This window comes from Pseudomonas syringae group sp. 26L6, assembly GCF_032587815.1.
Taxonomy (GTDB): domain Bacteria; phylum Pseudomonadota; class Gammaproteobacteria; order Pseudomonadales; family Pseudomonadaceae; genus Aquipseudomonas; species Aquipseudomonas amygdali.
On the sequence record NZ_JAWHPJ010000018.1, the window covers coordinates 441068 to 462826 of the forward strand.

At 60.2% G+C, this 21759-nt stretch carries 19 protein-coding genes and 1 riboswitch; of the genes, 5 read left to right on the forward strand and 14 right to left on the reverse strand.

Translation table 11 applies throughout. From position 1 onward, the window contains the following. The first annotated feature begins 197 nt into the window (after positions 1-197). A complete protein-coding gene (locus tag RYA97_RS09650; RefSeq protein WP_316892196.1) occupies positions 198-1196 on the forward strand; it encodes an alpha/beta hydrolase in 999 nt (332 codons plus the stop codon). 68 nt (positions 1197-1264) lie between these two features. Here RYA97_RS09650 and nirD read toward each other — a convergent pair whose 3' ends face one another. Both nirD and nirB read right to left on the reverse strand, forming a co-directional pair. Continuing rightward, positions 1265-1651 carry a nitrite reductase small subunit NirD gene (gene nirD / locus RYA97_RS09655; protein ID WP_002553915.1) on the reverse strand — a complete coding sequence of 129 codons (387 nt, stop codon included), beginning with the start codon at positions 1649-1651 and terminating at the stop codon, positions 1265-1267. Then, entirely contained in the window at positions 1651-4212 is a 2562-nt protein-coding gene (nirB, locus tag RYA97_RS09660) for a nitrite reductase large subunit NirB (protein WP_117139412.1), read from the reverse strand. Before nirB ends, nirD begins: the two co-directional genes overlap by 1 nt. Positions 4213-4806: 594 nt before the next feature. Between nirB and RYA97_RS09665 the strand changes: the two genes are divergently transcribed. After that, positions 4807-5301, forward strand: coding sequence for a GNAT family N-acetyltransferase (locus RYA97_RS09665; protein WP_117139411.1), 495 nt, complete (start codon positions 4807-4809; stop codon positions 5299-5301). 57 nt (positions 5302-5358) lie between these two features. Here RYA97_RS09665 and RYA97_RS09670 read toward each other — a convergent pair whose 3' ends face one another. The 5 genes from RYA97_RS09670 to RYA97_RS09690 all read right to left on the reverse strand — a co-directional run bounded on the left by RYA97_RS09670 (position 5359) and on the right by RYA97_RS09690 (position 11357). Beyond that, positions 5359-7365: a peptidase U32 family protein gene (locus RYA97_RS09670; RefSeq protein WP_117139410.1), complete on the reverse strand. Its 2007-nt coding sequence runs from the start codon at positions 7363-7365 to the stop codon at positions 5359-5361. A 106-nt stretch (positions 7366-7471) separates the two neighbouring features. Continuing rightward, the gene (locus RYA97_RS09675; RefSeq protein ID WP_004665632.1) at positions 7472-8263 is read right to left on the reverse strand and encodes an ABC transporter ATP-binding protein; all 792 of its coding nucleotides are present in this window, start codon (positions 8261-8263) and stop codon (positions 7472-7474) included. Beyond that, positions 8260-9282 (reverse strand): FecCD family ABC transporter permease, encoded by a 1023-nt coding sequence (locus RYA97_RS09680; RefSeq protein ID WP_016981376.1) that lies wholly within the window; start codon positions 9280-9282, stop codon positions 8260-8262. The genes RYA97_RS09675 and RYA97_RS09680 overlap by 4 nt, the downstream gene beginning before the upstream one ends. Beyond that, positions 9279-10292, reverse strand: a complete 1014-nt coding sequence (locus RYA97_RS09685; protein ID WP_005731962.1) for an ABC transporter substrate-binding protein — start codon at positions 10290-10292, stop codon at positions 9279-9281. Before RYA97_RS09685 ends, RYA97_RS09680 begins: the two co-directional genes overlap by 4 nt. Before the next feature lie 129 nt (positions 10293-10421). After that, positions 10422-10622: riboswitch (cobalamin riboswitch) on the reverse strand. Positions 10623-10640: 18 nt separating this feature from the next. After that, positions 10641-11357, reverse strand: coding sequence for a FadR/GntR family transcriptional regulator (locus RYA97_RS09690; protein WP_117139409.1), 717 nt, complete (start codon positions 11355-11357; stop codon positions 10641-10643). Between the two features lie 108 nt (positions 11358-11465). Between RYA97_RS09690 and RYA97_RS09695 the strand changes: the two genes are divergently transcribed. Next, positions 11466-12200 (forward strand): FadR/GntR family transcriptional regulator, encoded by a 735-nt coding sequence (locus tag RYA97_RS09695; protein ID WP_005755744.1) that lies wholly within the window; start codon positions 11466-11468, stop codon positions 12198-12200. A 104-nt stretch (positions 12201-12304) separates the two neighbouring features. Here RYA97_RS09695 and RYA97_RS09700 read toward each other — a convergent pair whose 3' ends face one another. From RYA97_RS09700 to RYA97_RS09730, 7 genes are all read right to left on the reverse strand, one after another. After that, complete coding sequence (locus RYA97_RS09700; RefSeq protein WP_117139408.1) at positions 12305-13027, reverse strand: oligogalacturonate-specific porin KdgM family protein; 723 nt, start codon at positions 13025-13027, stop codon at positions 12305-12307. Between the two features lie 135 nt (positions 13028-13162). Continuing rightward, positions 13163-13927, reverse strand: a complete 765-nt coding sequence (locus tag RYA97_RS09705) for an ABC transporter ATP-binding protein (protein WP_005745917.1) — start codon at positions 13925-13927, stop codon at positions 13163-13165. A 10-nt stretch (positions 13928-13937) separates the two neighbouring features. Further along, on the reverse strand, positions 13938-14777 hold the full coding sequence (locus RYA97_RS09710) for an ABC transporter ATP-binding protein (RefSeq protein WP_029240939.1): 840 nt from the start codon (positions 14775-14777) through the stop codon (positions 13938-13940). Positions 14778-14825: 48 nt separating this feature from the next. Then, on the reverse strand, positions 14826-15731 hold the full coding sequence (locus tag RYA97_RS09715) for an ABC transporter permease (protein WP_005745920.1): 906 nt from the start codon (positions 15729-15731) through the stop codon (positions 14826-14828). Next, complete coding sequence (locus RYA97_RS09720) at positions 15731-16768, reverse strand: ABC transporter permease (RefSeq protein ID WP_005745921.1); 1038 nt, start codon at positions 16766-16768, stop codon at positions 15731-15733. The genes RYA97_RS09715 and RYA97_RS09720 overlap by 1 nt, the downstream gene beginning before the upstream one ends. Positions 16769-16808: 40 nt before the next feature. Then, positions 16809-18431 carry an ABC transporter substrate-binding protein gene (locus RYA97_RS09725; protein ID WP_046832891.1) on the reverse strand — a complete coding sequence of 541 codons (1623 nt, stop codon included), beginning with the start codon at positions 18429-18431 and terminating at the stop codon, positions 16809-16811. 86 nt (positions 18432-18517) lie between these two features. Further along, positions 18518-19672, reverse strand: coding sequence for a mandelate racemase family protein (locus RYA97_RS09730; RefSeq protein WP_005780135.1), 1155 nt, complete (start codon positions 19670-19672; stop codon positions 18518-18520). A 520-nt stretch (positions 19673-20192) separates the two neighbouring features. Between RYA97_RS09730 and RYA97_RS09735 the strand changes: the two genes are divergently transcribed. Continuing rightward, positions 20193-20888 (forward strand): histidine phosphatase family protein, encoded by a 696-nt coding sequence (locus tag RYA97_RS09735; RefSeq protein WP_004665623.1) that lies wholly within the window; start codon positions 20193-20195, stop codon positions 20886-20888. After that, a complete protein-coding gene (locus tag RYA97_RS09740; RefSeq protein ID WP_010198975.1) occupies positions 20888-21757 on the forward strand; it encodes a phosphatase PAP2 family protein in 870 nt (289 codons plus the stop codon). The genes RYA97_RS09735 and RYA97_RS09740 overlap by 1 nt, the downstream gene beginning before the upstream one ends. Positions 21758-21759 lie beyond the last annotated feature (2 nt).

Here is a 21759-nt window from a genome sequence, read left to right on the forward strand (position 1 = left end):
TCTAGGCAAGCGTGGCAGGGGGCGTCCAGCGTTTTGCCGCCGTCGGGCTGGCATGATGAAACGTCTGCTTACGGTTCTACAGGTAGGAAAGGGGCGAATCTGTAGTGGGAAACAAGGTCTACTTGCTGGTCTGCGGTTTAACGTGGAAGCGGCTGCAGATTTCGACCCCTATCCACAGGCTACAGGAGGTGCCCCTTATGCGGGCTGCAAAGATTGCCGGCATGTTGATGTCGTTGACGCTGTCAGGCGCAGCACTGGCTGAAACGCCCGGTTATGGCCAGCAACTGGAAGGTTTCACTTACCCCCACGCGCTGCACAAATTCAGTTTTCAGTCCCAGGGCCAGGCGCTGGAAATGGGTTACATGGATGTCGCACCCACCGGCAAGGCCAATGGCCGCACCGCGGTGCTGATGCATGGCAAGAATTTCTGCGCCGCGACCTGGGAAGACACTATCGAGGGGCTGAGTGCTGCGGGCTATCGCGTTGTTGCGCCTGACCAGATCGGTTTTTGCACCTCGACCAAACCTGCGCACTATCAATACAGCTTCCAGCAGTTGTCGATGAACACCCACGCGTTGCTCGAAAAGCTGGGTATCGACAAGGCGTCGGTCGTCGGCCATTCCACCGGCGGCATGCTGGCCACGCGTTACGCGCTGATGTACCCGAAACAGACCGAGAAACTGGTGATGGTCAACCCGATCGGTCTGGAAGACTGGAAGGCCCTTGGCGTGCCTTACCGCAGCGTCGATCAGTGGTATGAGCGCGAACTGAAGACCACCGCCGAAGGCATTCGCGCCTACGAGCAGAAGACCTACTACGACGGGCGCTGGAAGCCTGAATACGACAAATGGGTCGACATGCTGGCGGGCCTGAACAAGGGGCCGGGCCATAAGATCGTTGCCTGGAACTCGGCGCTGATCTACGACATGATTTTTACCCAGCCAGTGTTCTACGAGTTTCCCAGGCTGCAGGTGCCGACCGTGTTGATGATCGGCGATGCCGATACCACCGCCATCGGCAGCGACATCGCGCCGCCTGAGGTCAAGGCCAAGATCGGCAATTACAAGGTACTGGGCAAGCAGGTGGCGCAGATGATCCCTGGCGCCAGACTGGTGGAGTTCAAGGGCAAGGGGCATGCCCCGCAGATGGAAGATCCGCAGGGCTTCAATAAAGCGCTGGTGTCCGAGCTGCAATAGTCGGTCATTCATCCCACGCAACAGCCTGGTCGGCCAGCGACCAGGTTGTCTGGCCCTATTGTTATCAGCTAGACGGCAATCTCTACCTGATCTCCGTTAAGCCGTACCGGCCAGACCTCCAGGCGTTGCTCCGGGTACTCGATGCAACTACCGTCGTGCAGGCGAAAATGCTGCTTGTACAACGGCGAGGCAATCACCAGCTCGCCAGCGATATGGCCAATCAGTCCGCGACCGATCACATTGGCGCCGGACTTGGGGTCGCGGTTGTCGATGGCAAAGAGCTGTTCGCCCTCAGGGGTTTCAGGCAGGTAGAACAGCGCTACCTGCGCGCCGTCCAGCCACGCTACCACGCCGGAGTTGGCGACCAGATCCTTGCGTCCGCACAGGGCATGCCAGTGCAGTTGCAGTGCAGAATGGGCGTTTTCGCCCGCCAATACGGTGTTGGACGAATTCATTACACCACCTCCTTGAACAGCGGGATAAGGGCCAGCTCTTCGGGTTTTGCCGGACGACGCTGGGCGCGCTCCTTGACGAAATGCACGTCCGGGTCGCCACGTCCGTCGTTGACGAAGGTGCGGAAGCGCTTGAGTTTCTCCGGGTCCTTGAGGGCATTGGCCCATTCGCATTCATAGCGGTCGACCACCAGCTGCATCTGCGACTCCAGCTCTGCGGCCAGGCCCAGGCTGTCGTCGATGATGACCGCCTTGAGATAGTCGAGGCCGCCTTCCAGCGATTCCCTCCAGACCGAGGTACGTTGCAGCTTGTCGGCAGTGCGGATGTAGAGCATCAGAAAACGGTCGATGTAACGAATCAGGGTTTCGTCATCCAGGTCGGTGGCGAACAGCTCGGCGTGGCGTGGACGCATGCCGCCGTTGCCGCACAGGTACAGGTTCCAGCCGTTCTCGGTGGCAATTACACCCACATCCTTGCTCTGCGCTTCGGCGCACTCGCGGGTGCAGCCGGATACGGCGAACTTGAGTTTGTGCGGCGAGCGTAGCCCCTTGTAACGGTCCTCAATGCGCAGTGCCATGGCGACGCTGTCCTGCACGCCATAGCGGCACCAGGTACTGCCGACGCAGGACTTAACCGTCCGGGTCGATTTGCCGTAGGCATGCCCGGTCTCGAACCCCGCCTCAATCAACTCGCTCCAGATGTCCGGCAGTTCATGCAGTTGCGCGCCGAACAGGTCGATGCGCTGGCCGCCGGTGATCTTGGTGTACAAGTCGTACTTCTTGGCCACGGCACCAATCGCGATCAGCCCGTCGGGGGTGATTTCGCCGCCCGGAATACGCGGTACGACCGAGTAGGTGCCGTTTTTCTGCATGTTGGCCATGAAGGTGTCGTTGGTGTCCTGCAGTGGCACCAGCGAAGGTTCGGTGATGGGGCGGTTCCAGCACGAAGCGAGAATCGAGCCGACCGCAGGCTTGCAGATGTCGCAGCCATGCGCGCCTTTGCCATGGCGAGTCAGCAGTTCGTCAAAGGTCTCGATACCTTCGACGCGGACCATCGAGTACAACTCCTGGCGGGTGTAGGCGAAGTGCTCGCAGAGGCTTTTGTCGACCGCCACACCGCGCGCCATCAACTCATGTTCGAACACCTGCTTGAGCAGCGCAGTGCAGCCGCCACAACCGGTGGCTGCCTTGGTGCAGGCCTTGACCCCGGCGAGGTCGGTGCAGCCATTGTCGATTGCCGAACAGATAGAGCCCTTGCTGACGTTATGGCAGGAACAGATGGTCGCGGTGGCGGGCAGGGCATCGGCACCCAGCGTCGGCGCGCCTTCGCCACGCGGCAGAATCAGGCTCGATGGATCGGCGGGCAGCGGGATGCCGTTCTGGGCGTATTGCAGCAGGGTGTCGTAGTAACTGTTGTCGCCGACCAGCACCGCGCCGAGCACTTGCTTGCCATCTGCCGACACCACCAGCCGGCGATAGCTGGCGGTGGCTTCGTCAATGAAACGATAACTGACAGCCCCGGCCAGCGCACCGTGCGCGTCACCAATGGAGCCGACATCCACGCCCAGCAGCTTGAGCTTGGTGGACATGTCGGCACCGAAGAACGGCTCAGTGTCCTTTTCGCACAACTGTGCAGCTACGCCACGGGCCATCTGATAACCGGGTGCCACCAGGCCGAATACACTGCCGTTCCAGGCCGCGCACTCGCCGATTGCATAGATATCGGCGTCACTGGTACGACAGTGCTCGTCGATTGCAATACCGCCACGCGGGCCGAGTTCCAGTTCACACTGGCGAGCCAGAGCGTCCTGCGGGCGGATACCGGCAGAGAACACGATCAGATCGGTTTCCAGAAATTCGTCGTTGGCGAAGTTCATGCGATAGCGGTATTGCTTGCCGTCGCTGATCGATTGTGTGGCGCGCGACAGGTGTACGCCAACGCCCAGCGCTTCGATACGCGCTTTCAAGGCGGCCCCGCCGTGCTCGTCCAGTTGCACCGGCATCAAGCGCGGGGCGAACTCGACAACATGGGCTTCCAGGCCAAGCGACTTCAGTGCGTTGGCCGCTTCAAGCCCGAGCAGACCACCGCCGACTACCACGCCACGGCGAGCTTTCGAGGCGGCGTAGCGAATGGTGTCCAGGTCCTCAAGCGTGCGATAGACCAGCCGCGAGTTGCCCTGTGCGCCCTCGATCGGCGGTACGAACGGGAAGGAGCCGGTGGCCAGGATCAGCTTGTCGTAGCTGAAGCAGCCTTCGGCAGTGATGATTTCATGACGATCACGATCAATCTCCAGCACCGGTACGCCCAGGTGCAGCGTCAGGCCAGGTTGTTCGTAGACAGACATTTCACTCATGGCCAGCGACTCGGCATCGCGGCCGGTAAAGTATTCGGACAAATGCACGCGGTCGTAGGCACGCTGTGCTTCTTCGCCAAATACATGGATGCGATAACGCTCCAGTGCGCCGCCTGCGATCAACTGCTCGACGCAATGGTGCCCGACCATGCCATTACCGACGACGATCAGGGTTTTTACATCGTTCATGGGGAAGACTGTGGTGTTCATAGCAAGTCCCGGCCGAGGCCAATCAGGTTTTTTGAAGCAAAAAAAAAGCGCCCGGAACCTTTCGGTTCCAGGCGCCTTTGCCTGTTCTCTTATTGGGTGTTCGGGGATGCCATCAAGCCACGTTGCCGGATGCACCCATGTGGCCCTCTGGTCTCTTCGAGACTGGCGATCAACGTCGATCAACCGGGGCGGCCCGACCACATTCATGATGGGGTTGTTGAGGATTATGCAGAGGTTGTGCCAGCTTGCGTCGGCAGTGCTCCAAGCCCGAATTGGCAATGCCCGCAAGGCTGCGCAGCGTTTACAACGGCGTCCGGCGCATGATTTTTCCTGCCTTGCATTGGTGCGCATCGAAGGGTTTGCGCTGTAAAGCTGTGCGCCGCATTGCCCGCTCACGATAATCGGCGTTTTTACCTCCGGGCGCCCCAGTCGCTCCAGGCACATATCACGCACCGGGTGGGAATGCCTGTCGTGACGCTCTGCGTCACAATTCTGCGCCGCGCCGCCTGCTCTATAGTTAAGCCGTGCGTCCAAAGGCCCATCTCTGGCGTAACATTTGTATCACCCTGCAATTCCCCCAATAAGTCCGTGCTCATGAACATCACTATTACTGAGGTACACCCCTCCGAGATCCCGCACACCGTCGATTTCGTCATGCGTGCACGTGCCGGGATCTTTCCCTTGCTCGACACCGTCACCGTTCCGCCCGATCTGGCCGGTTTCGAGCAGGTGTATCTGGACGGGGAGGACGGCAAGTTTCTGATCGCCCGCAGTGAAGGGCAGATCATCGCGGCTGTGGGCTACTTGCCGTTCGATCATCGTTTCCCGCAGCTCGATTATCGCGGGCGCAGAACCGTTGAGATCGTGCGCCTGTTCGTCACGCCGGAGTTTCGCGGCGACGGTCTGGCCAGCCGTTTATGTCAGGCGCTCTGGGCGCATGCCAAGGCAGGTGGCATAGAGGTTTTGTACCTGCATACTCATCCGTTTCTTCCCGGCGCGATCCGTTTCTGGGAGAAACAGGGCTTTGCCGTGACCGATGTGGAAAACGACCCGGTGTGGAATACCACCCATATGGAGCGCGTTCTTTAAGATTGCTTTGTCAGAAGACGGAAGGGGGCTGGCAGGGCGCCAACCCCCTTGTATCGATCAGTGCGGAGAACGCTGACGCGCAGTCTTGAGCAGGTCTTCCGGGGTGATGTGGCCGACCACCGATTTAGCCGCAGCGCTGCCGGGCAACGGCAGGTCGAGAATGTGACCTTTCATCTTGCCGATTACGTGCATTTCGCAAGGTTTGCAATCGAATTTAAGGGTCAGCACTTCATCCCCCTGCACCAATTGCATAGGCGCGACCTTGGTGCGCACGCCCGTCACACCTTTGGCCTGTTTCGGGCACAGATTGAACGAGAAACGCAGGCAGTGCTTGGTGATCATCACTGGCACTTCACCGGTTTCTTCGTGGGCCTCGTAGGCCGCGTCGATCAGTTGCACGCCGTGGCGATGGTAGAAATCGCGGGCCTTCTGGTTGTAGACGTTGGCCAGAAAGGACAAATGCGACTCCGGGTACACCGGCGGCGGGGTAGTCTCAGCCTTGCGGCCACCGCGTGGATGCGCCTCGATGCGCGCTTCGGTCAGCGCCTCGATGGCATCGCGACGCAGGGTCTTGAGCTGCGAGTTGGGCACGAAGAACGCCTGTGGCGCGTCGAGCCTGACATCCTGAGCATGGTAGATCGTGGTGCCCAGCTGAGTGAGCAGGTCACGCAGTTGATCCAGCGCCTGCTCGGGCTTGTTGGCTGCGCCGAACGGGCCGTCAAGGTTTACCGCGACGCTCACACCTTCTTCACTGATGGCTTCCAGGCGCAGATGGTCTTCACGAAGGGTAACCTGCCACTGAATGCCGATGCGGCGCTCGGCCGAGGTCTTGAGCAGCGCTTGCTGCCAGTTGTGGTCCAGGTTGCGATTCAATGGATGGTTGGGACGCACACGGGAAAGCGCCGCAGGCATCTCGTTGGGTTCTACACGGTAGCGCCAGCGCTTCTGGCCATCTTCTTCGAACTCGCCTTTGAGCTCGGCGATATTGGCACGGAAGCCCACCACTTCACGCTTGATCTGCACGTTGAGACCGTCACCGTTGGACAGCGGCTCATGGGTCACGGCGATCAGATCACGCTTGCCGAGTTTTTCGACGGTGCCGACTGCCAGACCGGTAAACGTCGGCGTATCGAACGCACCGATGTCGATCTTGCGGTCACTGACGAAATAATCGGTGCTGCCGCGGTGAAAGGTCTTCTCCGGGTCGGGCACGAAGAAGTGCGCGGTACGGCCGCTGGAAGCGCGTGCCAGGTCCGGACGGTCTTCGAGAATCTCGTCCAGACGCTGGCGGTAATAGGCGGTGATATTTTTGACGTAGCCTGCGTCCTTGTAGCGACCTTCGATTTTGAACGAGCGCACGCCTGCGTCCACCAGATCGCGCAGGTTGGCGCTCTGGTTGTTGTCTTTCATCGACAACAGATGCTTTTCGAAGGCAACGACGCGGCCCTGATCATCCTTGAGCGTGTAGGGCAGGCGGCAAGCCTGCGAGCAGTCGCCGCGGTTGGCACTGCGGCCGTTTTGCGCGTGGGAAATATTGCACTGCCCGGAGAACGCCACGCACAGCGCGCCATGAATGAAAAACTCGATAGCGGCATCGGTTTCACGGGCGATGTCACGAATTTCCTGCAGGTTCAGCTCGCGGGCCAGCACCAGTTGCGAGAAACCGGCCTGATCGAGGAACTTCGCCCGGCCCAGGGTGCGGATGTCGGTCTGGGTGCTGGCATGCAGCTCGATGGGCGGAATGTCCAGCTCCATCACCCCGAGGTCCTGCACGATCAATGCGTCCACGCCTGCGTCGTAGAGCTGGTGAATCAGCTTGCGGGCTGGTTCCAGTTCGTCGTCATGCAGGATGGTGTTGATCGTGGTGAAGATCCGCGCGTGATAGCGATGAGCGAATTTGACCAGCTCGGCAATGTCGCTGACCTCGTTGCAGGCGTTGTGTCGCGCACCAAAGCTCGGCCCGCCGATGTACACCGCATCGGCACCATGCAGGATGGCTTCACGGGCGATGGTTACGTCCCGTGCAGGGCTGAGCAATTCCAGGTGGTGCTTGGGTAACGACATGGCAACGGGATCCTGCGGCGGGCAAAGCGCGCATTGTAGTGCTACAGGCCGCGCGGCGCACCTGTTGAAGCATGCGCCAGGTGGCCGGCTGACCATCGGCGAGTCTTCAGTGTGAGCGCAAACGCAGGATTTTCGCGCCGTCGAAAGGGTCGGTCAGCCAGTGCGCCACGACGCCGAAGGTGCTCAGCAGGCGTTCCGGGGTCAGCACCTCGACCGGCGCACCCAGTGCGACTAGCCGGCCTTTCTCCATGACCGCCACGCGGTCGCAATCCAGCGCCTGATTCAGATCGTGCAGGGCTATCACAGTGGTTACCGGCAAAGCCCTGACCAGACCGAGAATGGTCAGTTGGTGCTGGATATCCAGGTGATTGGTCGGTTCGTCCAGCAGAAGGATCCTGGGTCGTTGCGCCAGCGCCCTGGCGATGTGCACGCGCTGCCGCTCGCCACCGGACAAGGTGTGCCAGGCACGTTTCTGCATGTGCAGCATGTCCACATCCTGCAACGCCTGGCGAACGATTGCGTCATCGTTCGCACTCCACGGCTCGAGTGCCGACAGCCAGGGCGTGCGGCCTAGCTCGACGGCATCCAGAACCGTCACGGCATCGCTGGTTTCCGCTTGTTGTTCGACCACCGCCAGCAAGCGCGCCACGTCTCTGCGGCTCATTGCCTCAAGTGGTTGCCCGCCCAGTCTGACCGTGCCGCAGACCGGTTTCTGAATTCCGGCCAATAGTTTCAGCAGGGTGGATTTTCCCGAACCGTTAGGGCCGACCACGGCCAGTGTCTCGCCGGCTGCGATGCTCAAGTCGACGTCGCGCAGCAACGCAGTGCCACGCACCGAATAACCCAGCCCTGAGCAGCCCAGCACCGGTGCGTTGACCAGATGAGGAAAGGCGTTCATCGCGTGCTATTGCCCCGGATAAGAATCAAAGCGAAGACCGGTGCGCCGATCAGTGCGGTAATGACGCCAATCGGCAGCGCCTGGCCCTTGATCAGCGTGCGCGAGAGGATGTCGGCAGCGATCAGAAACAGCGCGCCGCTCAATGCGCTCAACGGCACCAGCCGTGCGTGGCGCACACCGACCAGCATACGCACCGCGTGCGGGATCACCAGCCCGACAAAACCGATGGAGCCGACGATCGATACCATCACTGCGGTGACCAGGGCTGCGGTCGCGATCAGGATGATCTGCACGCGCCGCACGGCAATCCCCAGTGACGCCGCCGAGTCGCTGCCGAAGGTGAACGCGTCCAGCGCTCGCCGGTGCCAGAGGCACACCAGCAGACCGACCAGCACCGTCGGCACTGCCAGCCAGACCGAGTGCCAGCGTACGCCGCTGAGGTTGCCCAGCAGCCAGAACATGATGCCGCGTGCCTGTTCGGAGCTGGCGGATTTGGTGATCAGAAACGACGTCAGGGCATTGAACAGCTGTGAGCCGGCGATTCCGGCCAGAATGATCTGCCCGGCCGCTGTGGTGCCTCGCGACGAGTGCGCCAGCAGGGCGACCAGCGAAAACGCCGCCACGGCCCCGGCAAAAGCGCCTGCCGACATCGAAATAGCCCCCGCGCCGAAGCCCAGAATGGCGACCAGCACCGCGCCGGTCGAGGCCCCGGCGGAAATTCCCAGCAGATATGGGTCTGCCAGCGGGTTGCGCAACAAGGATTGCAACACTACGCCACAGATCGCCAGCCCGGCCCCGCAGGCTGCCGCGACAATCGCGCGGGTCAGCCGGTAGTTCCAGACGATGCCTTCGTCGATAGGGTCGAGCACATAGCCGGCAGCCCAGAGTTTGTTGGCCAGCACCTGAAAAACCACCTTCAGGCTGATCGAGGTTTCGCCAATCGCCGCACCGACCATGATCGCCAGCACCAGCACTGCCGAGACCCAGAGCACATGGCCCAGCGCTACCTGTAATCTCATTGTGCAGCGTTGAAACGGTTGGCGGCGTCAGCCAGTTCCTCGAACCCGGTAAACAGGCGCAGGCCAGCCTGCATGCCTTCGGCGTCGATGATCACGATCCGGTCATGCTTGACTGCGTCCATGTTGCGCGTCACCGGGTCGCTCTTGAGGAATTCGATCTTTTTCAGGTAGTCGTCGGCCGGGAAGCGGCGGCGATCCATGCGTGCAATCACCAGAATGCTTGGATTGGCCTTGGCAATGGTCTCCCAGCCCACTGTCGGCCATTCCTCGTCGGACTTGACGATATTGCGCATGCCCAGGCTGTTGAGCATGAAGTCCGGGATGCCTTTGCGGCCTGCCACGAACGGGTCGCTGGCGAGATCGGAACTGGAAAACCAGAACAGCGCCGAGACGTCGTTCGCCTTGTTCTGTTTGACGTTGGCAATCGCGGCGCTCAGGCGGGCCTTGAGGTCGGCGACCAGCGTGTCACCGCGGTCCTGTACGTCGAAAATCTGCGCCAGTTGCTCGATGCTCTTGTAGATGGTTTCGATGCGGAACGGCTCCAGGCGTGTGCCGTCGGCACCGACCAGATTGTCTTTGCCTTCGCAATCGGACGGCAGAATGTAAGTGGGTATTTTCAGGTCATGGAACTGCTCGCGTGTGCCGACCACGCCCTGTTTGCCGACCATCCACTCCAGCTGCACCGCCACCAGTTCCGGACGTTTGCCAATCACCGCTTCAAAGCTTGGGTCGTTGTCGGCCAGACGTTCTACCTTGTCGTTCTGCGCCTTGAAGCGTGGCAAAACGTTGTTGAACCACAGCGAAGTGCCCACCAGCCGGTCGCCCAGGCCCAGTTCGTAGAGCATTTCAGTACCGGCCTGGCCAATGGTCACTGCCTTGGTCGGCGCATGTGCGAACGTCAGGGTCGAACCACAGTTTTCGAGGGTCAGCGGATACTGAGTAGGCGCGGCGAGGGTCAGGGTGGACAGCGTCAGGCTGGCGGCAAGTACGGCAAGGCGGGGCAGCGACATGAAATGCGGTCTCCGTTGGAGCAGGTGCCAAGGCGCAATGCACACCAGGAAACACATCCCCGGCAAATGACCGGGCACGACGGGAAATGCCGCCGCGTGCGGATGTCCTTCCCGGACACCCCGCCGGTTAGTGGGTTGAAGCAGGTCGGCAGGTCTCCTGACTGGCATGTCATGGCCAGGCTCCGGCCTTCCCGGAGCTTAATCCAGTGGCAGTCATGGAGCAGGCTCGATGCCTACAGTTGCGGGGGCAGTTTCGTTTTGGCCTTGTGCAGACAAAGCGTGCGAATTCCCTGTTAGTTCCTCTCGGAAACCGACGGGCGGCATGGTAAACGATAAGCGTTTTAGTGGCTAATCCTTTGCGCGCAGGCGCAGCAGACTGTTGATCAGATGCAGGCGCATCGCGGCTCGGGCGGCATCCCGATCCTGATGGACGATGGCGTCGAAGATGGTCTCCTGTTCGCGTTGCTGGATGCCTGGGTCGTCCTCTGCGTGCAACGACGTGATATTGCCGAAGCCGCTGCGGGTGCGAGGCAGGATGCTGCTGCCGAGCTGGCTCATCACGTCGGTAAAGAAGCTATTGGCGGTGCACAGTGATATCTGCCGGTGAAACTCGAAGTCGGCCTTCATGGTGTTGTGTCCCAGGCGCGCGCAGCGATGCAGCTCATCGAGTGCCTGACGGATGGCATCCAGTTGCTCGGGCGTGCGGCGTTGAGCCGCGAGCGCGGCAGATTCCGGCTCGATGCTCAGGCGCAGCTCAATGATGGATACCGCGTCGCCGGGTGTACCGATTGGCGATTCAATCTGCTGGAAATGCCCTGGCTGCGCGGCATCGACCACGAAGGTGCCGATGCCATGCCGGGTTTCGACCAGACCTTCGGCTTGCAGACGCGACATCGCTTCACGAACCACGGTGCGGCTGACCCCGGTTTCACGGATGATCACCTGTTCGGTAGGAAGCTTTTCACCGCTCTGGATCTCGCCTTCGCGAATTCTGCGCGAAAACTCGGCGACCAGTTGCTGAGTCAGGCTGGAGCGACGGCCTTTTGATGTGGAAGGTTGTTCCATGGCGGGTGATCGGGTCCGTGTCGGGTGGCTGAGTATAACCGTACTCAAGGCGTGTTTTGTGTGGGGATCGCAGCCTATACTCGCGTATCGGACAGAACTGAGGCTGCAATGTCGGACAACGCGCTTTCCTCGCAAAAGAACCATCGACGCCTGGCAGAAACCCTGGTCGACCGCTTCGCCCAGCGCATGCGTGACGGTGTGCTGGTGCGCGGCGAGAAACTGCCTTCCGAGATCCACATCATGGAAGCCGAGGGTGTCAGCCGCACGGTGGTGCGCGATGCGCTGTCGCGGATGCAGGCCGCCGGGCTGGTGGAAACCCGGCATGGTGTCGGCACCTTTGTTCTAGACATGCCACCGCCTGAAGGTTTTTCGGTAGGGCCTGCGACCATCGCCACCTTGTCCGATGTGCTGAACCTGCTGGAGTTTCGCTTGAGCCTGGAAGTCGAGGCAGCAGGGCTGGCTGCGCAACGACGCAGCCCTGAAGCGTTGCTTGAGCTCAAGCGGGCGTTCGATGCGCTGCTTGAAGGCCCGCAGAAATCCGGAACCACCATCAATGCCGATTTTCAATTTCACCTCAAGATCGCCAAGGCGTCAGGCAATGCTTACCTGATCGACATCATGAAACATCTGGGCACCAAGCTGATTCCCCGCACGCGGATGAACTCGGCCTACACAGGGCAGAGCGATCGCAACGCCTACCTGGCCGGAATCAACACCGAACACCGGCAAATCTACAACGCCATCGCCGAAGGCAATGTCGACGCAGCGCGCTCGGCGATGTACCTGCACCTCAACGGCAGCCGCATGCGCCTGCGTCGCACTCAGGCGCTGTACAGCGACTGAGCGATTCAGGGCCGGACGCGGAGTTTCTGCCAGACAAAGAGGACGCAGAGCGTCCAGAACTGCATGCGACGCGGAGCGTCGCACGATGGTGAGATTATCGCGCGCTACAGGAAGTTGTACTGCACGCCTACGCGCAATCTCAGCTGGCGCTTGTCATCTTCGGAATCGACCTTGATGTCGCCCACTTCAAAGAATGGCACCCAGTGCTTGTCCCATTTGTATTTGAAGGCCGCATTCTGTTCGTAGTCGGTCTTGCCGTTGTCATAGCGAATATAGTCGGCGTCGAAGTAGGTGAACTGATACTCGTACGCCCACGGGCCTTTGCTGGCGTAGTTGACCCAGACGTCGTAACGATTGATCGACTGATCATCCATCTGGTTGTCAGGCATTTCATGGTTGACCTTGTCCCTGTCCAGCTTGATCGAGTCGTAGCGGTAACGGCCTGATACGCTCAACTGATCGTTTACTTTGTAGCCCAGCTTGAGGCCCATTTTATAGGCCGTCGATTTCTCGATACTTTCCAGCGCAAACGAAGGCGTCAGCAGCCATTTGTCGTCAAGCCGGTATTGATAGCTGACGGTCAATTCGTGGCCGTTGCCGACGGTGTTGTCGAATGCTACGTCCTGGCGGTCGCCTGCGGTCTTGTATTTGAGTTCACCTTCGAAGCCCCAGCCGCTGTCCAGCCGGCTGCCGAATTTGACTCGGTCAGCATGCATGCGGGGGCTTTCTGCATATTGGTGACGGTAGTTGATGTACGCGCTGTCGGCATGCGCCCAGGCGCCGGGGAACAGAGCAGTCAGAGAGATCAGTGCGAGTGGTTTTTTCATTTTTTTATTCTTGTTTGATGGCTGTTTTGGATGTGTTGAGGCAAATCGCAGGCAGCCGGATCCCTTGGCCGAGAGGGCCAGGGATCACAGTGTCGGCAGGGTTACGGGTTCAGCGCTCGTGAGCCCGGCGGCGGCTCATCCCGTCGGGCGCAGGTCCATGTCGCGGCTGGCCTGAATCAGCAGTCGCGAATACTCGTGCCGAGCCTGGTTGTTGATCAACTGGCTGCTGTCGAGGGTTTCCACCACCTGGCCTTGCTGCATGACCGCAACCCGGTCACACAAGTGCGCCACTACGCCGAGGTCGTGGGTCACCATGAGGTAGGTCAGGCCTTGCTGATGACGCAAGTCGGCCAGCAGGTTGAGAATTTCGGCCTGCACCGAAACGTCCAGTGCCGAGGTGGGTTCGTCGAGCAGTAGTACGCGCGGTTCGAGAATCAGCGCCCTTGCAATAGCGACGCGCTGGCGCTGGCCGCCGGACAGCTGATGCGGGTAACGGAAGCGAAAGCTCTCGTTGAGACCGACCTTGTTCAGCACTTCACAGACGCGACGGTCACGGTCACCGATCCGGTGGATGCTCAAGGGCTCCTTGAGCGCTGCGTCAATGGTATGGCGCGGATGCAGCGAGGCATAGGGGTCCTGAAAGACCATCTGCACGGTGCGGTAGTGACTGGCATCGAGCTTGCGCTGCACGGTCTGGCCGGCCACGCTCAGTGCGCCGCTCCAGTGATGATATTGTCCTGCCAGGCAGCGCAGCACGGTGGTCTTGCCCGAGCCGGATTCGCCGACCAGGCCGAACGACTGGCCTTGCTCGACCTGCAGGTTGACGTCACGCAGCACCTGATTCAGCGCTGGGCCAGTGCCGAAGCTCAGGTTCAGTGAATCGACTGTGATCATTGCCATGGGAGCATTCTCAGTGAGTGAGCCAAAGGGGATCGCGTTGCAGAACCGGCAGGCTGGCACGCGGGTGATCCAGGCTGGGCAGGGCGGCCAACAGGCCTTGCGTGTAGGGATGACGTGCCTGATCCAGCTCGCTGGCGTTCAGCGATTCCACGACCCGCCCGGCGTACATCACCAGCACCCGGTCGCAAAAGTGACGGACCATATTCAGGTCGTGGCTGATAAAGATCAGGCCCAGATCGCGCTCGCTGACCAGCTCTTCCAGCACGTTGAGCACCTGACGGCGCACCGACACATCCAGTGCGGAAGTCGGCTCGTCGGCGATGATCACTTGCGGGTCGGTGATCACCATCATCGCGATCATGATCCGCTGGCCCATACCGCCCGAAACTTCATGCGGATACAGTTCGTAGACTCGCGCCGGTTCGCGGATGTGCACCTTGGCGAGCATGTCCAGCGTGCGTTCGCGGGCTTCCTTTTTCGAAACCCTGTGATGCGCCAGATAGGCCTCAGCGATCTGTTCACCTACCTTGATCACCGGGTTCAGCGAGTATTTCGGGTCCTGCATGATCATCGACATGCGCCGACCGCGAATGCTCTGCATCTGTTTTTCGCTGCATTCAAGCAAGTCGATATCGCCGAAACGCAGGGTTTTTGCCGTCACCCTGGCTGTTGCCGGATGCAGACGCAACAGGCTGCGACCGACCGTGGACTTGCCCGATCCCGATTCGCCAACAATCGCCAGCTTTTCCCGGCCAAGGCTGAATGACACGTCGCGAACGGCTGCCGTGACCTTGCCCGCATGACTGAACTCGACGCGTAAATCTTCTACTGCCAGCTTTATCTGTGGCATGGCTGTCTGTGACATGGTTTTAGCCCTTTTATTATTGTTCGATGCGTGTCATTCGCTGCGTGGGTCAAGTACATCGCGTAATCCGTCGCCCAACAGGTTGAACGCCAGACTGACCAGCATGATGGTGGCGCCGGGTGCCGCCACCAGCCACCAGCTTTCCAGCATGTAACGACGGCCGCTGGAGATCATCGCACCCCATTCCGGCAGCGGAGCCTGTGCGCCGAGGCCGAGAAAGCCCAGTGCGGCGGCGGTAAGAATGATGCTGGCCATGTTCATGGTCAGGCGGATGATCACCGAAGACAGGCACATCGGAATGATGTGACGGCCGATCACGCGCACTGCCGAGGCACCTTGCAGTTTCACTGCGACAACGAAGTCGGCGTTGCGCAGCGACAGGGTTTCGGCCCGCGCCAGGCGGGCGATCGGTGGCCACGCAGTCAGGGCGATGGCGATGACTGCGTGTTCCAGGCCAGGGCCCAGGGCGGCGATGAAGGCCAGTGCCAGCACCAGGCTGGGGAACGAGATGAAGATGTCGGTGATGCGCATGAACAGGCTGTCGACCCAGCCGCCGAAATAGCCGGACACAGTGCCGATCAGCAGGCCGATCGGGCCGACGATCACCGTCACCAGCATCACGATGTACAGCGTGATGCGCGAGCCGTAGACCAATCGGCTGAACACGTCGCGGCCGTATTCATCGGTGCCGAACCAGTTCTGTGCTCCGGGCATGCGCAGCGCGGCCGACAGGTCCTGAGCCAGCGGGTCATGAGTTGCGATCCATGGCGCGAACAGCGCGACGATCATCAGCGTGCCGATGACGATCAGCCCCGCCAGCGTCATCGGGTTGCGCAACAGAAAACGCATCAGGCGTGCACTGCTGGCGGCCAATGCTGCGAGGCTGGAGGTTGGCGCCTGAACCATGGGCGTGGCGCTGTTTGCAATGGAAGTCGTCATCAGCGGGTTCTCGGGTCGAAGACTTTATAAAGGGCGTCACTGATCTGATTGAGGATCACGAAGATCAACCCGATCAGCAGGACGCAGGCCATTACGGCATTCATGTCGCCCAGCAGCAGGCTGCTGGTCAGGTACTGGCCAAAACCGGGCCAGGCGAACACGGTTTCTATGAGCACCGCGCCCTCCAGCAGGCCGCCGTAGGCAAGGGCGACGATGGTCAGCAGTTGCACGCGGATGTTGCGGAACGCATGGCCCCAGACGATGCGTCGCTGCGACAGGCCCTTGACCCGGGCGGTGATGATGTATTCCTGCGAGAGCTGTTCGAGCATGAAGCTGCGGGTCATGCGGCTGATATACGCCACCGAATTGAAACTGAGGATTACCGCGGGCAGGAGGATGTGGCGCAGTGCGCTGCGAAAGGCCTCCCAGTCGCCGGACAGTGCGGTATCGATCAGCAACAGGCCGGTGCGGGTTTCGATCAGGCCGTCATAAGCCAGACCAATGCGTCCAACCCCTCCGGCCCAACCCAACCAGGCGTAGAACACCAGAAAAGCCATCATGCCCAGCCAGAAGATCGGTGTGGAATAGCCAAACAGGGTAATGACCCGGGCAATATGGTCGCCGCTGCGGCCCTGATGGGTGGCGGCATACACCCCCAATGGCAAGCCCAGCAGCACGCCGAACAGGATTGCCAGGGTGGCCAGCTCCAGCGTGGCCGGGAAGACCCGCGCGATGTCGTCTATCACCGGGTGTCCGGTCAGCAGGGCTTTGCCCAGATCACCGTGCAGCAGGTCACTGAGGTACATGACGAACTGGGTGGTCAGCGGCTTGTCCAGGCCCAGTTCCTGATACGCCTGAACGTAGGCGGCCGCATCTGCGTCAGGGCCGACGATGGCCAGTACCGGGTCCAGCGGCATGACCCGGCCAATGAAGAAAGTGAGCAACAGCAGGCCGAACAGGGTCGCCGCCACTGATCCGCTGCGACGGGTGCCGTGGGCAACCCGACTGCTCCAAATTGAAATCGATGCACTCGACATGGTTATTCCTGCCTTGGCTTGAGCGATTGAACGCATGGGTTCAGCGTTGCTTGTAGACGTCACGCAGGCGCGTGGTCGCGGCGCTGTGACCCAGGTAATCCTGGACATCGGCGTGAATGACCACTTCATCGGTCATCTGCGAAATCGGCATGATCGGCCCGGCTTTCTGGTCATACAGGGTCTGGATGCGTTGGTAGTCGGCCAGTTGCTTACTGGCGTCACGCTCGCGTTCGGCCTGCTCGATCAGTTGGTTGATCTCGGCGTTGTAGAACGAGGTACGCCAGCCCTGAAAGTTGCTCAACCTGGCTTCTTCGCGGTTGTCCGGGTTGTAAATGAGCGCTCGCAGGCTGGAGTGCGGATGGCGCTCGGCACCGCCACCGCCACGCCCGACCAGAATGTCGAAGCGCCGGTCACGCATTGCGCCGTAGATCTGATTGCCGGTGCCGGTAATGATCGACGCCTGAATACCTGCCTGGGCGAGGGTCGATTGCAGGCTGGTGGCGATGTTGATGAAGGGCGAATCGGTCAGCGAACGAATGGTGATCTTGAAGCCATTCGGGTGCCCGGCTTCGGCGAGCAGGCGCCTGGCCTCGGCGACGTTGAGTGCATAGCCCGGATCATCCAGTCTGGCCGCCAGCCCCAGTTGCAGCGGGCGCTGGTTGATCAGCCCGTAATGCGGCATGACCACGGAGTTGATGCCTTGATAGTCGATCAGCGCACGAATTGCCTGGCGCACCCGGATATCCTGAAACAGTGGCTGCTCCATGCTCAGTGCGATGTAGTACAGAGTGCCGCGCGGGATGGTCTGCACCTTGACGTCTTTCGAGCGGGTCAGTGCCTTGATGTCGGTGGCCGCCATGCCGCGCGCCACGTCCAGGTCTCCGCGCTCCACCATCAGGCGCAGCGCCTGGGATTCGGTCATGTTGCGCATGATCACCCGACGCAGTCTGGCCGGGCCGCGCCAGTATTGCTCGAAGCGGCTCATCAGAATCACGTCGTTGGCACGCCAGATGTCCAGCTTGAATGCGCCGGAGCCCGCTGTGTTGGTGGTCAGCCAGGCGGCGCCCAGATCATCTCCCCTGGCATGCTGCAACGCGGTCAGCCGATCAATGACGAAGGCGCTGGGCGAGGTTGCCAGCGTGTTGAGCACCAGCATGGGGTCGGTGGCTTTGGGCAGGTCAAGCACGAAGGTCGATGGTCCTTCGGCGCGCATCAGTTTGCTGACGTTGTCAGCGGTGTAACCGTAGGCTTTCCAGGTGGAAGCCAGGGCCTTGTTGAGTGTGACCACACGTTGCAGCGACCAGGCAACGTCCTGGGCAGTAAGCGGGTTGCCGGAGTGAAATGTCACGCCCGGGCGTAGGTGGAAGGTAAGGCGCATGCGGTCGGGGCTGATTTCCCAGCGCTCGGCCAGTGCCGGAATCAGCTGGTCGGGGCGGGCAGCGTCCTGTTCCAGCAGCATGTCATAGACATTGGCGTTGACCTCGGACACCTCAAGGCCGGTGGCACCTGCCGGGTCCAGGGACAGCAGGTTGATCATGCTCATGCCGACCACCAGTTGATCGACCGGTGTTTCACCGCGCGCCAGAGCGGGTGGGGTGTGCACGAGTGTCGCCGTCAGGGCGAGGCATAGCAGCCAGGGCAGGCGCTTGAGCCAGAGCTTCATGGGGGCAGTCCTTTTTTATATTTATAAGACGCTGTGTCGGGATGTTGAGCGAAGGGCGCTCGGCGTGCCCTTCGCAATGCTGCCAGTCAGTAACGCTGTTCGGTGTGTGTCTCGATATAGCTGAAGTTGATGTCTTCGCCCAGTCCCGGTTGCCCGGAAAGGTGCACGAAACCGTCGCTGTCCATTGGGTCGACCAGCGTATTGAGGTAGGCCGGTACATCGTCGTATTGAAGAAACGGGTGCAGCAGGCCGCGTTCGTACCAGCGGCAGTTGCTGATCGCGCCGACCACGGCGAGGTTGGCAGCGCCGTTGCCGTGGACTTCGCAGTCCATGCCGAACGACTCGGCCAGATGCGCGACTTTCAGGCACGGCCCGATGCCGCCGACGCCAGCCACGCCAGCGCGGAGGATGTCGCAGGCCTTGTTGGTCACCCAGCTGGCGCGGCTGTGGTACTTGCCGGCAATGCTTTCCGGGCCAAGCACCGGAATGTCCAGGTTGGCCGCCAGCCAGGCGTAGGATTCGGCAGAGTCTTCCATCATCGGCTCTTCGAACCAGGCAAAGTCGAGCTTTTGCAGTTCACGCCCGATGTATAGCGCGTCGGTGCGGCTATACCAGTGATACCCGTCGAGCATCAGGGCAACGTCCGGGCCGACCGCTTCACGAACCGCAGCGCAGGCTTGTACATCCATACGAGGGTCAGGCGCGAACGAGATCGGCGGCATCCAGGTGTGCAGTTTGATGCCTTTGTAACCGCGCTTTACCAGCTTTTCGGCAAACTGGCCGTATTCGTCCGGAGTGGACAGGCCGCCGGGCAAGTCGTCACCGCACATGGTCGAGCCGTAGGCCAGTACCTTGTCGCGATAGCCGCCCAACAGTTTGTGCACGGGCAGTTTCAAGGCGCGTCCGGCAAGGTCCCACAGCGCCTGCTCTACCAGTGCCAGCGCACGGTCGGTGAACTGGCTGGCGCTACCGCGTTGCCAGTGGGCCAGTTCCTGCCAGATTTTTTCACGATTCATCGGGTTCTGGCCGATCAGCACCTTTTTCACGAACGACTCGATGATGTGTGGCCGGATCAGTTCGGGCGAGCCAAAGGAAAATCCTTCGCTGCCCTCGTCACAGGCGATACGCAGCATGGCCATTTTGACCGGTTTTTCTTCGCCTGGATGGGCATGACCTGCGCTGTCCACAGCGCGGCGTGAAGGGAAGGAAAAAACGTCGACACTGACCGAAGTGATTTTCATGAGGACCTTCATGGATATTGTTGTTATCAGGTTATAAGTATGTCGTCATACAACACTGGGGCGATTATTTGCAGCCTTGTAGGACGATGTCAATAGTCGTATGACGACTATTTCCTTTATTGACGGGCGTTATAGGCAGGTATGAGCGAGTAGCGGTGGCTGCTGTGGGATGTTTGAGCGGCATGACCGCGCTTAAGTCGTTATACCTTTAGCCCCTTAATAGCATTGAGGCCTGCACGGAACCTGTCGTCGCGCCAGGAATGCCGCGTGCAGGGCAGGGCGACGCGCTGAATTTTTCGCAAAACGCTTAAATTATCTTCATGTTCAAATCAGAAAAGCTGCAAACACCCGTTTTCAGGGCACTTGCAGAAAAACATGGCGCTGGGCCACAACACGTTTTTCACATCTTCTTCACTGCGTCAGCACGATGCTGAACCTATCTTGCCTGCACGGGAGCGGTGAAGACATCGGGCACCTCCCGAGTCAACACCACACATAGGTTCATGGCAGGAGTGGTCACTTGGCTGACACGACAATAAACAAGAATGTGCTTGCCGATTCGGGCATTCAGCAGCGCCACAAAGTGCATCAGCACATCGTCTCGATAACGGTGACTGTCGTATTACTGGCGATCTGCGCCTGGTTTTATACGGCGTTCTCAAGCGTGCATGTAGTGGATCTGGGCGTTGGCAGCAACCTGAAGGTTTCCGGTCTTCGCGAGCATTGGCGGCAAGGTGATGTGGTGGTGATGGTTCGGCACGCCGAACGCTGCGACCGCTCGACCAACCCTTGCATGGGCGATGCTGACGGCATTACTTCCAACGGGCGGGATGCGGCGCTGGCAGTGGGCGCCGGTCTGCAGAAAATGGGCATGGACCATGTGCGCATGATCGCCAGCACCAAGACCCGTACTCAACAGACTGCACAACTTCTGGCAGGCCATTCCGTGGCCGCTCAGGACTGGATCAACGACTGCGACGGCGGTTTCATGAAGGTCGTCGAAGACCATAAGGTCAGTGGCGAGAACCTGGTGCTGGTAACGCACAGCGGCTGTATCGACCAGTTTGAACGCAAGGTCGGCGTGATCGGCGGCGAGCGTTCAAGTGAATACGCTCAGGCATTTTTCGTGCAGATGGATGGTACCCACCGGCCTAAAATTCTCGGCTCCCTGACCTCCGGGCAATGGGCCAACCTCAGCAGCGAGCAATTCAATTGATGACATCCTCCAGCCCCAGGCTGCGGTTTTACGCCGTCAATCTGGGTGTACCCGTTTTTTTCGCTCTACTGGTCTTCGTGACATTCGACCTGACCAGTATTGACCGACAGTTGAGTAACCTGTTTTTTGATTCGGCAGCCGGTGTATTTCCCATCGGGCAGATGCATCTGTTCGAGACCATCACGCACAAGTGGGCGCGAATCATCCCGGACTGGACCGGCGAGTTGGCGATCATTGGTGCAATGCTGTCGTTTGTCTGGCCTTTACTGGAAAAAAAGGCCGGTTCGCGCTTCGTGAGGCGCCTGTCGGGGTCCCGGACAGAGGCGTTTCTGCGCTTTACGCGCAGGCATCGGCTGGACTTCTTTTTCGTGATCGTTGCCTTTGCGTTAAGCACCGGCATGATCCATTACCTGAAAAGCCACACCAGTGTGTACTGCCCCGTTGAAACCACCTTGTACGGTGGCAGCGAGGCGCACATCGAGTGGTTCCGAAACTTCAATTTTCTGCATGAGGCCGGTGCCGGGCGTTGCTGGCCGGGTGGTCATGCGTCAAGCGCATTCAGTCTGCTGGCCTTGTACTTCGTGGCTCGGCGCTACTGCTGGAAACATACCAACGCCCTGCTGGCGGGCATTCTTGTGCTCGGCATGATCTACGGCACTACGCGGGTGCTGCAAGGCTGGCACTTTATGTCGCACACGTTCTGGGCGGGTATCGTGGTGTGGCTGAGCACGCTGCTGGTCGCACTGTGCTTCTATGGACGATCCAGATTGCAACAGCCAATTCGTAACGCAGCGGTTTCCGGTCGGCGTGATGAATTTTTTACTCAACCTGCCGATTCAATGGCAACAGGGTCCCGCTCGGCCGGGTAGAA

Coding starts and splice junctions, on each gene's coding strand:
- RYA97_RS09650 (WP_316892196.1), top strand. CDS start 198: ATGCGGGCTGCAAAGATTGCCGGCATGTTGATGTCGTTGACGCTGTCA.
- nirD (WP_002553915.1), bottom strand. CDS start 1,651: ATGAATTCGTCCAACACCGTATTGGCGGGCGAAAACGCCCATTCTGCA.
- nirB (WP_117139412.1), bottom strand. CDS start 4,212: ATGAACACCACAGTCTTCCCCATGAACGATGTAAAAACCCTGATCGTC.
- RYA97_RS09665 (WP_117139411.1), top strand. CDS start 4,807: ATGAACATCACTATTACTGAGGTACACCCCTCCGAGATCCCGCACACC.
- RYA97_RS09670 (WP_117139410.1), bottom strand. CDS start 7,365: ATGTCGTTACCCAAGCACCACCTGGAATTGCTCAGCCCTGCACGGGAC.
- RYA97_RS09675 (WP_004665632.1), bottom strand. CDS start 8,263: ATGAACGCCTTTCCTCATCTGGTCAACGCACCGGTGCTGGGCTGCTCA.
- RYA97_RS09680 (WP_016981376.1), bottom strand. CDS start 9,282: ATGAGATTACAGGTAGCGCTGGGCCATGTGCTCTGGGTCTCGGCAGTG.
- RYA97_RS09685 (WP_005731962.1), bottom strand. CDS start 10,292: ATGTCGCTGCCCCGCCTTGCCGTACTTGCCGCCAGCCTGACGCTGTCC.
- RYA97_RS09690 (WP_117139409.1), bottom strand. CDS start 11,357: ATGGAACAACCTTCCACATCAAAAGGCCGTCGCTCCAGCCTGACTCAG.
- RYA97_RS09695 (WP_005755744.1), top strand. CDS start 11,466: ATGTCGGACAACGCGCTTTCCTCGCAAAAGAACCATCGACGCCTGGCA.
- RYA97_RS09700 (WP_117139408.1), bottom strand. CDS start 13,027: ATGAAAAAACCACTCGCACTGATCTCTCTGACTGCTCTGTTCCCCGGC.
- RYA97_RS09705 (WP_005745917.1), bottom strand. CDS start 13,927: ATGGCAATGATCACAGTCGATTCACTGAACCTGAGCTTCGGCACTGGC.
- RYA97_RS09710 (WP_029240939.1), bottom strand. CDS start 14,777: ATGCCACAGATAAAGCTGGCAGTAGAAGATTTACGCGTCGAGTTCAGT.
- RYA97_RS09715 (WP_005745920.1), bottom strand. CDS start 15,731: ATGACGACTTCCATTGCAAACAGCGCCACGCCCATGGTTCAGGCGCCA.
- RYA97_RS09720 (WP_005745921.1), bottom strand. CDS start 16,768: ATGTCGAGTGCATCGATTTCAATTTGGAGCAGTCGGGTTGCCCACGGC.
- RYA97_RS09725 (WP_046832891.1), bottom strand. CDS start 18,431: ATGAAGCTCTGGCTCAAGCGCCTGCCCTGGCTGCTATGCCTCGCCCTG.
- RYA97_RS09730 (WP_005780135.1), bottom strand. CDS start 19,672: ATGAAAATCACTTCGGTCAGTGTCGACGTTTTTTCCTTCCCTTCACGC.
- RYA97_RS09740 (WP_010198975.1), top strand. CDS start 20,888: ATGACATCCTCCAGCCCCAGGCTGCGGTTTTACGCCGTCAATCTGGGT.